Genomic DNA, 12,719 nt, shown 5'->3' on the forward strand with positions numbered 1-12,719 from the left:
AGAGGGGGAACTAGTTTTTAGTCTTAGCCATAGTTTCTAAAAGCTAGAACTAAAGCTAGTCCCCCCTCTTTTTTCGGACTTCGCGCTTCAAGCGAACCGGGGCTAGGGGGTGAGGTGCACGCAGAGGGCCCCCCACCCTACTTACTCAGCAATTCATCCAGCTGCCGCAGCGGGTTCAGCGTATTCAAGCTCAGCACGAAGCGGATGTTATTGCCAAACTCTTCCCCGCTGGCCGGAAAGCCATCGGCGTACTGCGAGCCGGCGATGGGGAAGTAAAACTCCAGGAAATTGCGGAACAGCGGCAGCGTGAGGCCAGCATCGTAGTAGAGGCGCTGGCTGCCGGGGCGGTCGCCCACGCGGAAGCGCTCGCTGGTGGCCCCGAAGTCAGCGAAGACGGCCAGGGGCAGGCCGGGCACGTCGGCCTGCACGTTGAGGGTGCTGAGCCAGCGGGTGCTGCTCACGGGCAGGTAGGCCCGGAACGCGCCGTCGCGGTTGTCGGTCTGGTGGTATTGGGCGGCCAGGGCGGGCGAGATTTGCTGGCGGTCGAGGAAGAAGGTTTGGCGGCGGTAGTCGGGGCTGCCGCTGAGGCCCAGCACGAAGGCATCCTGGGTGCCGCGCTGCAAAAACCGGCCGCCGAACAGGCGCGCCTGCACCCGCTTGTTGGGCGAGTAGAAGCGCAGGTAGGTGGCGGCCCCGCGCAGCAGCAGGGCGGCCGGGCCGCTGCGGCTGCTGGCCTGCATCCGGCTCAGGTCGAGGTCAGCGCTCCAGGCGTGCAGGGCGTCGGCGTGGCGCACGGCGTACTCGGCGGTGGCGATGGTGTTGGTGCGGTTCTGGTTTTCGCCCACCACGGCCGCAAACGACAGCTTCACCTGCTGGCGGGGGCCGTAGCCCACGCGGTGCGGCAGCACCAGCGTCAGGGCTGGCTCTACCTTGGTGTACTCTTCGAAGCGCTGCACGGTGGCCCCGGCCATGAGTTCGCGGCCCAGGTGCGCGGGCAGAAAATTGCGCTGCACGTGCGCAATACCGTTGAGCTTGCCCCGGCTAAAGCTGAACATCGGCATCACAATGTATTGCAGCTTCTTAGGAGCCACCATATTGCTGTAAAACGCCGCGCCCAGCATGAATTTATCGGCCGTGTTCGCCCCCAGCACTGGCAGCCAGTTGAGGGTAGACTTGTCCCAGCGCTCGATGCTGAACAGCGGGCGCACGCGCAGGGCGCGGGCGGGCGCGCTGGCCGTCAGGCGCAGGCGGTCGTTGGCGCGGTTGAGCTGCGGGGTGAAGTAGCCGGCATCGATGACCACGGAAGCCACGTTGTCGGGCCGGAAACCGAGTTCCGCGCCGTTGGCGTCGGCCTGGCTAAGGGGGGCGGTCCAGCGGGTTTCGAGCACGCGGTTTTGGGCGTCGAGCGTGGACACGGGTACTGGCCAGGGCGCGGCCGAGGTAGTGCGCACGCGCACCTGCACGGCCCCGCCGGCCGCGCGCAGGTCGTGCAGGCTGGCATCGTAGGGGCGCGCCTGGGTTAGCAGGCCGTCAAAAAACCAGCCCAGCGGCTGCCCGGCACTTTCCTCAAACACGGCCCGCATGTCCTCGGGGTACGGGTGCCGAAACTGCCAGCGGGCGTAGTACTGGTGCATGGCCCGGTCAAATTTTTCCTGCCCCAGGTAGGCGGCCAGGTACTTGAGCGACACGGCCGTTTTGTAGTATACCGTGGCCGCGTAGTTGAACTGGGTGTAATCGTCGGACATCGGCCCCTGCACCGGCTGGTAGAGGCCCCGGCTGGCCAGCGCCTGGTAGGGCAGCTGGTTGAGGCCCGCACCGGGCACGCTGTCGAGCCCAAACGTGCGGCCCAGAAACGGCACTTTGGCCAGGTCGGCCAGCATCCCGGCGCGGGGGTCGGTGAGCTCCTCCACGCGGGTCTGGTAGTAGGTATTCACGCCCTCATCGAGCCACGGAAAATCGCGCTCATTCGAACCTAGTATGCCGTAAAACCAGTTGTGGCCCACCTCGTGCACGATGGCGTCCGGCTGGGTCACGGTCACCATCGGGTACTCCATGCCGCTGCCGGCCGAGAGGGCGCCATCCACGGCGGTGGCGCTGCTGTAGGGGTACTCGCCCACCCACTCCGAGTAGCGGCGCAGGGCGGTGTTCACGTCTTGCAGGCCCTTTATCCACTTGGGGGCCTGCCTATTCGTGAAAAGCACCCACGACTGCACCACCCGGCCCGAGCCCAAGCGCACCGAGTCGTGCAGCACGTTGAAGCGCTTGTCGGCAAACCAGGCGAAGTCGTGCACCCGGTCTTGCACGTAGCGCAGGGTTTTGGTGGCCGGGGCCGAGGCTGGAAAAGCCAGGTCTTTGCTGAAATCCTTATCGGTCGTTTTGCGGGCGGTGGCGGTTGCCAGCTGACGCAGGCGGGCCAGCTCCTCGGGGTTTTGAAGCTCGCCGGTAGCGCCCACGGTGTAGTTGGCGGGCAGCGTAATGCGAACGTCAAACGCGCCGTATTCGGAGTAAAATTCGCCCTGGTCGAGGTAGGGCATGGGATGCCAGCCGCGCCGGTCCAGCACGGCCGGCTTGGGGTACCACTGCGTTATCTGGTAGCTCTGCCCCACGTGCCCGCCCCGCGAAAACGAGGCCGGCAGCTGCACCCGAAACGGCGTGGCAATGGTGGCCACCGCGCCCGGTGCCAGCGGCTGCGGCAGCACCAGCCGGGCCATGTCAGGGTTGCGCGGGTCGGTTTCGAGGGTGGCCGGCTGGCCGTTTACCGTAAAAGCCAGGCTGTCGATGAAGCCCCGCGCGCTAGGCGGCGCGAACAGAAACCTCTTTTTACCCTGCCGCCGCTGCTGCCGGGCAAAGGCCGTGTTGTTGTCGCGGTAGGCGTTGGGCCAGAGGTGAAACCAGATGAACGTCAGCGCCTCGGGCGAGTTGTTGCGGTACGTGAGCGCCTCGTGGCCGCGCAGCCGGTGCTGCCGGTCGTCGAGCCGCACGTCGATGTCGTACTTGACTTCTTGCTGAAAGTAAGGCGCTTGGGCCTGGGCGCGGGCCAGCAGCGGCGCGGCCAGAGAAAGGGAAAGTAGCAGAGTACGCACGTGGCGAAAGTTGATGGAGCGCCGAAAGTACGCCCAACCAGCGCCCACTGCTATATTCTGGTTTAGCAGAATATGGCAGCGCGGGATTTTGCGGGCTCGGCGCGCCTAGGTTGCCTTTGCTACACAAACGCGCCCTACCAAGCTCGCGCTACTGGCTCGCCGCCCGCGCTAAAATTGTATCTACTTCGAGCAGCAGCGCGGCGCTGATGAGCAGGTCGTGGAGCAAGAACATTTCCTCCAGCGAAAATAAGAAAACCTGGTCGGAGGTAGGACCGGGCAGGCTGAGACAGCGCGCCTCGGCATCGGCCACGTGTGGCGTGTGGAAGGTGCACAGCTCGGCCACCATGCCGCGCCACTGCCGCAGCTCGTGCGGCAGCAGGCGCAAGCCCACGTTGCCGAAATACAGGTGCAGGCAGCACCGGCCGGGGCACTGCGCTATGCAGCCCAACGTGTTGTGGTGGAGACAGCGCGACATCTTTTTATAAATGTGAAGGATTTGAAAATGTGGAGATGTGAGAAATGCTATGGTGTAGTAGATGTGGGGAATAGGCCACAGCCTTTTGACAGTAATCAAGGTTGTGGCCCATTCCCCACATCTCCCACATCCTCAGGTTTCTCACATCACCCTACAGCGCCGCTACCAGCTCGCGCCACGACGCTTGCTCAGGGATGCCGGGCTTGCGCTTGCCGAAGAGTAGCAGCAGGTTGTTACCCTGCGCGTCGAAGAGTTCGAGCGAGGTTACGACGCCGTCGGCGGTGGGCTTTTGCACCACCCAGCTGCTGGCCACGTCGGCGAGCTTGAGGTGCAGGTTGAAGTCGGGGTCGAGCACGTTGAGCCAGGGGCCGGTGAGCACGATTTTGTGCACCGGGCCGGTGTGAATCTGGATGCAGCCGCGGCTACCCACGAAAACCATTACATCCTGCTCCTGGGCGGCGGCGGCGCGCAGGGCTTCGTCAATGGCGTCATTATCAACCTGGCGCACCAGCTCGGGCGGCCCCAGGCGCAGGGCCTGCGTGCGGCTCACGCCAAACTGGCGCAGCAGACCGAAGAAGTCGTGCGTGTCCTGCAAACCGCGCCAGGCCGCCTGAAAGCCGGCCACGTCGATGGTGTCGTCGGCAGCTTCGGCGGGGGCGCTGGGCGCGGGGCCGGTGATAAGCGAATCGGGCTGGTCGTGGGCGCGGAAGCGCTCAACCAGCGCCTCGTAGGCCACCAGGTCAGTTTCGCCGTCGAGCACGTAGATTTTGTGCAGCGCCTCGCCATCGGCGGCGAAAAACTGGAGGCTGCGGCGGCCGTTTTCACTCACGGCGAAGCCGTGCTGCCAGTGCATCATGAAGAGGCGCAGGTCGATGTCTTCGCCCAGCACCAACCCCATCGGCCCTTGGAACGACACCGCCAGGTACGGGCCTTTACGCTCGTGCACCACGCTGTCGTTGCGGGTCAGGGCCATCACGCGGCCCAGCATGCTCACTTGTTTGAGCAGCTCTTTGAAGTCGCCGGCCAGGGCTACTACTGGCGAGTCGGGCTGGCCGGTATTGCGGGTGGCGAGCAGGGCGGCCTCGCTTGTGCCGAGAGCTTTAGCGGCGTCGCGGATGCGGCTTTTGGGGTTTTCTTGCTGGTAGGCAGTCCAGCGGTCGGCGAGGGTTTCGGGGGCGGTGAGGACGGACATTTTTTGGGAGTTAGGAGTGGTGAGTTTTGAGTTATGAGTTGGGGGCGGCGACTGTCATGCTGAGCGCAGCGCAGCGAAGTCGAAGCATCTCTATCGGTGAACTAACTATTTGTCTTGAGCAACGAAGCGGAAGAGATGCTTCGACTCCGCTACGCTGCGCTCAGCATGACAAACGCGATAAGCTTTACTTAAAACGGCATACCCACCGTAGGCACGATAAGCGGGCAGCCCAGGCTGGGATGCGTCAGCAATTCCACCTCAATACCGAAGCCCAACTGGATGTAATCAGGCGTCAGCACGTCGGCGGGGGGGCCGCTGGCCACGGGGCGGCCCTGGTGCAACAGCAGCACCTGGTCGGCGTATTGGGCGGCGAGGTTGAGGTCGTGCAACACGGCCACTACGCCGAAGCCGCGCCGCGCCAGCTGCCGCGCCACGGCCAGCGTCTGGTGCTGGTGGCGCAGGTCGAGGCCGGTGAGGGGCTCGTCGAGCAGCAGCACGCCGCCCTCGGCTTCCCACACCTGCGCCAGCACGCGGGCCAGCTGCGTGCGCTGCTGCTCGCCGCCCGAGAGCGTGGGGTACTCGCGCTCGGCCAAGTGGCGCAGGCCCACCAGGTCGAGGGCGGCGGCCACCACGGCGTGGTCGTGGGCGGTGGGCTGGCCGCCGAAGTGCGGGTAGCGGCCCAGCAGCACCAGCTCGCGCACCTGAAAGGCCAGCGCCAGCGTGTGCTGCTGCGCCAGCACTGCCCGGCGGCGCGCCAGTGCGGCCGGCGGCCACTGGCTCAGGGGTTTATTATCGAGTAGCACCTCGCCCGCGCTGGGTTTCAGGTCGCCGCTGAGCAGCTTGAGCAAGGTCGATTTGCCCGCGCCGTTGGCCCCGATGATGGCGAGTACCTCGCCGGGCCGGACCGTGAGCGAGACATTTTGCAGCAGGCTTTTTGGGCCGGGGCGGTACGTAAGGGAGTTGGCTTGCAGCACGGGTTTAGTAGAGATTAGCTGAACCACGGAATGGCTGGGTTCAGGCGATTTTGTTGGCCTTATTCATAACGAGCCACAGGAACACCGGCGCGCCGAGCAGCGCGGTCAGGATGCCGATGGGTAGCTCGGCGGGGGCTACGGCGGTGCGGGCCAGCGTATCGGCTAGCAGCAGCACCAGCGCGCCGCCCAGCGCCGAGGCCGGCAGCACGAAGCGGTGGTCGGGGCCGCCGAGCAGGCGTAGCACGTGCGGCACCAGGAAGCCCAGGAAGCCAATTGTGCCCACCATCGCCACCGACGCGCCCACGGCCAGCGTGGTGAGGCCGATAATCTGCCACTTTACCCGCGCCACCGGCAAGCCCAGGTGCGCGGCCTGTTCTTCGCCCAGCGCCAGCAGATTCAGCGCCTTGCCCAGCCGGGGCAGCCTCAGCAGCGGCAGCGCCAGAAACGGCAGCAGCGTGGCGATAGTGGGCCAGGTGACCCCGCCCAGGCTACCCAGCCCCCAGAAGGTGATGCTGCGCAGCTGCGCATCGGTGGCGGCGTAGGTGAAAAGGCCCGTCACGGCGCCGGCCAAGCCATTGGTGGCGATGCCCGCCAGCAGCATGGTGCTCACCAGCACCCGCCCGCCCCGCCGCGATACCCGGTATACGAACAGCGTGGTAGCGCAAGCGCCCGCGAAGGCCGCCAGCGGCAGCACATAGGCGCTGGCTTCGGCCGTGCCGGGCAGGGCGCTCACCAGCTTCACTACGCGTTCTTCTAATACGATAACCGCGACTGCCGCCAGCGCCGCGCCCGCCGAGATGCCCAGCAGCGACGGGTCGGCCAGCGGGTTGCGAAACAGCCCTTGCATGGCCGCGCCGCTCAAGCCCAGCGCCGCGCCCACCAGCACCGCCAGCACCACCCGCGGCAGCCGGATGGCCCACACCACGGCTTCTTGCTGCGGCTCGAAAGCCAGGCCGGTCGTCAGCCCCAGCTTGTGCAGCAGCACGCCCAGCACCGAGGCCACCGGCACGTGCAGCGCGCCCGCCCCCGCGCCGACCAATACGGCCAGCACCAGCAGCACGGCCAGCGCGGCCAGCAGCACCCGCGCCCGGTTTTCGCGGGTGCGCGGGGCGGCGGGGGTGAGCGTGGCAACGGGCTTTTCGGCGAGGGCGGGCATGTTTTAAGGAAAAGGAAAGGTTGGATTGGGTTTGTGTTAGCTCGCCGGCCGTGAGACCCCACCCCCGGCCCCTCCCCACCGGGAGAGGGGAGCCTGACGTTGGGCTGTCAGCCACTAGCTGTTGGCTGCTGGCTTTTTCAGAATAAAGGCTAACAGCTTACGAACGGCTCCCTCTCCCGGAGGGGAGGGGCCGGGGGTGGGGTTACACGTTATTGCAGCTTCCTAGCCAGCTCGCCAGCCGCCAGCCCCAGTCGTGGCCCGAAGCCCGTCAGCAACTGCCCGTCCATCTCGACCACGCGACCGGTGCGGCCGGCATTCGTCTGCGCGATGCCGGGCACTTGCAGCAGGCCGGCTTTGCCGCCCAGGCTTTGCAGACCGCTGTCGAAGAGCAGCAACACGTCGGGGTTGGCGGCTACCAGGGCCTCGGCGGTGAGGGGCTTGAAGTCGGCGAAGCCGGTAGCGGCATTCTGGCCGCCGGCCAATTGGATGATTTTCTCGGCCTGCGTGCCCTGGCCGGCCACCATCATGGTGCCCGTGCCGCGGGCGTAGATGAAGAGCACCTTGGGCGCTTTGGCCGGCCGGCGCACCTGGGTTAGCTGCGCGTCGAGCTTTTTGAGCAAAGCTGGCACCTCGGCTGTGGCCCCAAAGGCGGCGGCTACTTCTTTGATTAGCTGCTTGGTGCCTTCGGGCGAATAGGTTTGCTTGAACAGCTCGACCCGCACGCCGGCCGACTTGAGCTGCGCGGCCACCTCGGGCTTCAGCGACTCGGTGGTGCCCACTACCAGCGTGGGACTTTGGGCTAGCACGCCCTCGGCCGAGATATTGCGGTTGTGGCCCACTTTGGGCAGCTTTTCGAGCGCGGCGGGGTAGGTGCTGGTGACATCTACGCCCACGAGCTGGCCCTGCCGGCCCAGGTCGCAGATGATTTCGGAAATGGTGCCATTGAGCGACACGATGCGCGGCGCGGGGGCCGCCACGGCCGTGAGGCCGCTGAATAGCAGCGCGGCCAGGGCCAGCAGCTTATGAAATATTAAATTCAACTTATTCATCGCTAGTTTTTTATTCATTAAAAAGTAGTGCCGGCACGAGCAGCTCGCGCAGAAATAGCCTCACCACAAGGCCTACCCCCAAACCACGGGCGCGCAAGCCACCCGGCCGGACTTTTTACTTTTATCGTCAGTAGTCGAAGCATCTCTGCCGCCTCGTCGCTAAGATGTAGAGACGCAATATTTTGCGTCTGACGTCTGGTAAGTATTGCTCGGCAACGCTAAAACATAGCCTCTGGCATCAGGAAATATTGCTTAGCAGCGCAAGACGCAAAATATTGCGTCTCTACATCTTATCGACAAAGCGGCAGAGTTACTATGCTCAGCATGACGGTTATTTCAAGCTCGTGCCGCTGGGCTGGTACACGTAGCGGAAGGTGTAGTAGCCGCTGGGGTCAGTGATGCTGGGCGTAGCCGGCGCATTCTTGTAGTAGCTGGTAATTTCCATCTTCGCATACTTGCCGGCAGCCGTGCGAATAGCTAGTACTTTGCCAGCCACCGGAGTCACGATGTGAGTAGTACTGTTGTAGTTATACCAGCCGTTGCCCGGCCCCGTGGGAATAGCGAATTTGGGGGCGGCATCCACGTCGTAGCCGGTGGTGGGGGCCGTCACGAGGTCGGCAAACAGGCCGGTGTATACTTGCGCGCCGCCCTGGCCGGGGCCGCTGGTGCCGCCATTGATGAGGATGGTCGTGCCCCGGAAGGCCACGTCCCACTTCGTGGTATTCGAGTCGGTGTAGGCGATTTGCTTGTTGTCGGCCAGGCTGAAAAATGTGTAGTGCTTGGCGGCGATGGGTTGGCCGGTGCTGCTGGCGGTGCCAGCGGCCGAGAGGCTGCTCACAGTTTGGGCCTGGGCGGCGGGGGTTGGGGTAGTGGTATCATCGTCTTTTTGGCAGGAGGCCAGGGCCAGGGAGCCGAGGGCAAGTAGCAGCGCGGGGCGAAACAGGGTTTGCATGTGAAAGGGTGTAGCGCGGACTTTTAGTCCGCGAGTGAAAAGGTTTTAAAAGGAAATACCAGGCTATTCGCGGACTAAAATTCCGCGCTACTTACTTCTTACCCAGCTCGATAGCCAGGCTGGCGTACCAGAGGCGGCCGGCCAGCGTGCTGATGTAGGCGGGGTCGGTGTAGCCCGTGAGGTTGTCGATGCCGGCCTGGGCCGTGAGCCAGGGGCCGAGGGTTTTGCTGGCGGCCACGTTCAGCAGCAGGTAGCCGCGCACATACTCGTCGGCCGCGTCGAGGATGGCGTTGGCGTTGCGGTCGGCAAAGCCGTAGCGGCCCCGGTAGATGGCCCGCAGGCTGGCGGTGAGGCCGTGGGGCTGGTTTTCGTAAAACAGCTTGGCGTTCCAGCTGTGGCGCGAGCGGTTGAAGAGGCCGCCGTAGTCGGCGGGGCGCACGCGCTGGGTTTCGAGGGTGGCGGGGTCGCGGCGGAAAACCTGGCCGGCGGCAAGGGCATCGACCACCGCCTTATCCTTGGCAATAAGATACTGATAGCCAGCGCCCACCGAGAAGCCGCGCGGCAGCGTCAAGGCGTTTTCCAGCTCCAGACCCTGGGTATAGGCCCGCGTCACGTTGCGGTAGGAAAATACCGACTGGCCGTTTTTCTTGAGGGCCACGGTAGTGGTTTCAATCAGGTTGCTGAGGTCATTGCGGAAGGCATTGACGGTGAGGCGGTAGCCGAGCGCCGGGTTGGGCAGCTTGGGCTCCAGCACAAAGCCCACGTTGGTCGCCACCGAGCTTTCGGTGGTCAGGCGGCCAGCCTGGTCGAGCGCGGATTGATAGATAATGGCCTGCCCCGTAGCGGGGTCGGTGGCGAGCTGGCCTTGCTGGGCCAGCTGGGCTACTTTGGCTTGCACCTGGCCGGTGCCAAACACGCTGTAGCCCACCGTGGGATTGGAAAAATTGAGGTAGAGCTGCCGAAAATCGGGGGCGCGGTAGCCCCGGCCCACCGAGCCGCGCAGCGCCAGCCAGGGCGCTAGCTGGTAGCGGGCGGCCAGCTTGGGGCTTAGCTGGCCCGCGTACTGGCTGGGGCCGTCGTAGCGCACGCCGCCCAGCAGGTTGAGCTTAGTAGTTGGCGACCAGTCGTATTGGGCGTAGGCGTAGCCGTTGTGCAGCAGCTGGCGGGCGTCGTAGCGGGTGGCTACTACGGTTTGGCGCTGGTAGCCGCCGCCCAGGGTCAGCGTCTGGTTGGGGCGCGGCGTGAAGTCGAGCTGCGCCTCGGGCCGCAGGAAGGTTTGGGTGAAGTAGGTGGCGTCGAAGTAGCTGCCGTCGGCGGCGTAGGTGTAGGCCTCCTGGGTGTGGTAGCGGCTGTAGGTGCCCCGCAGCGTGGCCAAAAACTTGTCGCCGCCGAAGCGGTGCGTCAGCGTGGGGTTGAGGTTGAAATCCGTCTGCCGGCTTTGCAGCCGTACGTCGGCCGTGAGGCCCGCCTCGTTGGTCGTGGGCGCGGTACTCGCCTGGTTTTCTATAAAATACCGCCCCGACAAGCTGACTTTCGTGCGCTCGCTCAGGCTATAGGTAAACCGACTTTGGCCGGTGTAGCTCGCGAAGGGCGGCACCGTGGCGCTGCCGCTTTCGGGCTGCAAGGCGTAGCCCGCCGAGCTGTACCGGTTGAGAAACACCGTGAGGCCGGCGCGCTCGCCGCCCGCGTTCAGCGTGGTGCTGAGGTCGGCGGTGCGATTACTACCGTAGCGGGCGCGCAGGCTGCCGCGCAGCCCCGGCTGCGGCTTTTGGGTGATGATGTTGATGACGCCGGCCAGCGCGTCGGAGCCCCACAGCGCCGAGGCCGGCCCCTTCACGATTTCCACCCGCTGCACGTTGCCAACCGCCACGCGGGTGAGGTCGAGCGTGCCCGCCGTGCGGCCGATGAGCGGCTCGCCATCCACCAACAGCAGCGTGTACTCCGAGCCCAGCCCTTGCAGCTGCACGCCCTGGCCGTGGTCGGAAACCAGGCTGAGGCCGGTTTGCTCGCGCAGCACGTCGCCGAGGCGCAGCGCGCCCATGCTCTTGATTTGCTTCTCCCCCACTACCGATACGGGGATGGCCACGTCGGTGAGGCTCTTTTCGGTGCGGGTGGCCGTCACCACTACCTCCGTCAGGCGCTGGCGGCGCAGCGTGTCGGCGGGCAGCGGGCGGCCCGCTGGCTGCGCCAGCGCCGGCCCCGCCAGCAAGGCCAGCGGCAGCACGTGAGCAACGGAAGAGGTAAAAGATTGCGCCATTATTTAGACTTGTTCTAAACAGTAGCAAAGGTATTGGCCGAAAATTCATTCAGACAAGGCTTATCTGGAAATTTTCTAAATAAAGCATTGAAAGCTCTCCTTTGGCTGCCTGCCATTGCGCTGAGCGCTAGCACCTCTGGCAAGCCAACATTTTTTTGCGAGCTTCAATGGCGGCCAGCCCCCGGCGCCTAACCCCGACCTTTGGGCCGGGCTAGCCGCCTCGACCGGCGCTCCCTACCCTCGTTTTTTCCTGCGATTACCTATGCGTTTCAAAACCGGCCGCCTGGCCATTTCCCTGCGGCGGCAGGCGGCTATGCCGCTGCGCTTCAATCCGTTTGTGTTCAGCCGCACGTTTTTTTTGTGGGTGCTGGTGGGGCTGGTGGGCGGCTGCATCGCGGGGGCCTACTGGCTGGTGCTGGAGCGCTTGCTGCGGGTGGCCAGCCTGGTCACGGGCTGGTGGGTGGTGCCCCTGATGGGCGGCGCGGGGTTGCTGGCCGGCCTCATCATCCACCGCCTCGGCGACCCCGGCGAAATGAGCTTGCTGGTCAATAACATCCGCTTCCGCAACGGCCGGCTCGACCCCAAGGGCAGCCCCGCCATGATACTCTCGTCGCTGCTTTGCATCGCGAGCGGCGGCAGCGCCGGCCCCGAGGCCCCGCTGGTGCAGGTCACGGGCTCCACGGCCTCGTGGCTGGCCCGGAAGCTGCGGGTGCGCGGCGAGGGGCTACGCACGCTCAGCATCGCGGGCATGGCGTCGGGCTTCACGGCGCTGTTTGGGGCGCCGCTGGGCGGCGGGCTGTTTGCCCTCGAAATATTGCACCACCGCCATTTGAGCGAGTATTTTCAGGCGCTCATTCCGGCCTTCGTGAGTAGCTGCGCCAGCTTCATCATCTTCATTGTGATAACGCACATCGGCATCGGGCCGACCTGGCACTTCCCGGTGGGCGGCACGCCGCAGCTTAATGATGCCTTTTATGCCACCGGCTACGCGGTAGTGGCCACGGCGGTGGGCTGGCTGTTTATCGGGCTGGTGCGGCAGCTGCGGCGCGGCTTCGGGCAGCTGGCGGTGCCTATTTATGTGAAGATGGGCGGCGCGGGCCTGCTGCTGGGTTTGCTGGCCTACTACGTGCCGCTGGCCCGCTACTTCGGCCACGAGCAGCTGGCCGAGCTGCTCGAAGGGCATTTCACGGTGGCGTTTTTGCTGGGGCTGCTGGCGGCCAAGCTGGTGGCCATCGCGCTCACGGTCACGTCGGGCTGGCGCGGGGGGTTTATCATTCCGCTGTTCTTCGTGGGGGCCACGCTGGGGCTGCTCATCCACACGGTTTTTCCGTCGCAAAGCCTGCCGCTGGCCATGATTAGCTGCATGGCGGCGCTCAATGCCTGCGCCACGCGCACGCCCATCAGCACGGCCATTTTGCTGGCCACGCTCACCGGGTTTCAGCAGCCGGTGCCGATACTGTTTGCCAGCCTCACCGGGTTTTTCCTGGCCCCGAATACGCCGCTGATAAATGCCCAGCTGGCCGTGCCGGGCATGGAGGAAGAGTGAGTTTTACTGCACTTAAAATCAGCAGGCTTGTTGTT

9 protein-coding genes are annotated in these 12,719 nt (G+C 64.9%); 1 reads left to right on the forward strand and 8 read right to left on the reverse strand.

The window, feature by feature from the left end; translation table 11 throughout:
- Positions 1 to 137: 137 nt before the first annotated feature.
- The 8 genes from VFO93_RS01095 to VFO93_RS01130 all read right to left on the reverse strand — a co-directional run bounded on the left by VFO93_RS01095 (position 138) and on the right by VFO93_RS01130 (position 11,138).
- Positions 138 to 3,083, reverse strand: coding sequence for a M1 family metallopeptidase (locus VFO93_RS01095; RefSeq protein ID WP_325132455.1), 2,946 nt, complete (start codon positions 3,081 to 3,083; stop codon positions 138 to 140).
- A gap of 148 nt (positions 3,084 to 3,231) precedes the next feature.
- Entirely contained in the window at positions 3,232 to 3,558 is a 327-nt protein-coding gene (locus VFO93_RS01100; protein WP_325132456.1) for a hypothetical protein, read from the reverse strand.
- Between the two features lie 151 nt (positions 3,559 to 3,709).
- Positions 3,710 to 4,750: a hemin-degrading factor gene (locus VFO93_RS01105; protein WP_325132457.1), complete on the reverse strand. Its 1,041-nt coding sequence runs from the start codon at positions 4,748 to 4,750 to the stop codon at positions 3,710 to 3,712.
- Between the two features lie 188 nt (positions 4,751 to 4,938).
- Positions 4,939 to 5,724: a heme ABC transporter ATP-binding protein gene (locus tag VFO93_RS01110; RefSeq protein WP_325132458.1), complete on the reverse strand. Its 786-nt coding sequence runs from the start codon at positions 5,722 to 5,724 to the stop codon at positions 4,939 to 4,941.
- A 40-nt stretch (positions 5,725 to 5,764) separates the two neighbouring features.
- A complete protein-coding gene (locus tag VFO93_RS01115) occupies positions 5,765 to 6,880 on the reverse strand; it encodes an iron ABC transporter permease (RefSeq protein ID WP_325132459.1) in 1,116 nt (371 codons plus the stop codon).
- A 209-nt stretch (positions 6,881 to 7,089) separates the two neighbouring features.
- A complete protein-coding gene (locus tag VFO93_RS01120) occupies positions 7,090 to 7,947 on the reverse strand; it encodes a helical backbone metal receptor (protein ID WP_325132460.1) in 858 nt (285 codons plus the stop codon).
- Between the two features lie 313 nt (positions 7,948 to 8,260).
- Positions 8,261 to 8,881, reverse strand: a complete 621-nt coding sequence (locus VFO93_RS01125; RefSeq protein WP_325132461.1) for an HmuY family protein — start codon at positions 8,879 to 8,881, stop codon at positions 8,261 to 8,263.
- 91 nt (positions 8,882 to 8,972) lie between these two features.
- Positions 8,973 to 11,138: a TonB-dependent receptor gene (locus VFO93_RS01130; RefSeq protein ID WP_325132462.1), complete on the reverse strand. Its 2,166-nt coding sequence runs from the start codon at positions 11,136 to 11,138 to the stop codon at positions 8,973 to 8,975.
- Between the two features lie 262 nt (positions 11,139 to 11,400).
- Between VFO93_RS01130 and VFO93_RS01135 the strand changes: the two genes are divergently transcribed.
- Positions 11,401 to 12,684 (forward strand): chloride channel protein, encoded by a 1,284-nt coding sequence (locus tag VFO93_RS01135; protein WP_325132463.1) that lies wholly within the window; start codon positions 11,401 to 11,403, stop codon positions 12,682 to 12,684.
- Positions 12,685 to 12,719: the final 35 nt, after the last annotated feature.

It is taken from the genome of Hymenobacter sp., assembly GCF_035709525.1.
Classification (GTDB): domain Bacteria; phylum Bacteroidota; class Bacteroidia; order Cytophagales; family Hymenobacteraceae; genus Hymenobacter.

Coding starts and splice junctions, on each gene's coding strand:
- VFO93_RS01115 (WP_325132459.1), bottom strand. CDS start 6,880: ATGCCCGCCCTCGCCGAAAAGCCCGTTGCCACGCTCACCCCCGCCGCC.
- VFO93_RS01125 (WP_325132461.1), bottom strand. CDS start 8,881: ATGCAAACCCTGTTTCGCCCCGCGCTGCTACTTGCCCTCGGCTCCCTG.
- VFO93_RS01135 (WP_325132463.1), top strand. CDS start 11,401: ATGCGTTTCAAAACCGGCCGCCTGGCCATTTCCCTGCGGCGGCAGGCG.
- VFO93_RS01105 (WP_325132457.1), bottom strand. CDS start 4,750: ATGTCCGTCCTCACCGCCCCCGAAACCCTCGCCGACCGCTGGACTGCC.
- VFO93_RS01130 (WP_325132462.1), bottom strand. CDS start 11,138: ATGGCGCAATCTTTTACCTCTTCCGTTGCTCACGTGCTGCCGCTGGCC.
- VFO93_RS01120 (WP_325132460.1), bottom strand. CDS start 7,947: ATGAATAAAAAACTAGCGATGAATAAGTTGAATTTAATATTTCATAAG.
- VFO93_RS01100 (WP_325132456.1), bottom strand. CDS start 3,558: ATGTCGCGCTGTCTCCACCACAACACGTTGGGCTGCATAGCGCAGTGC.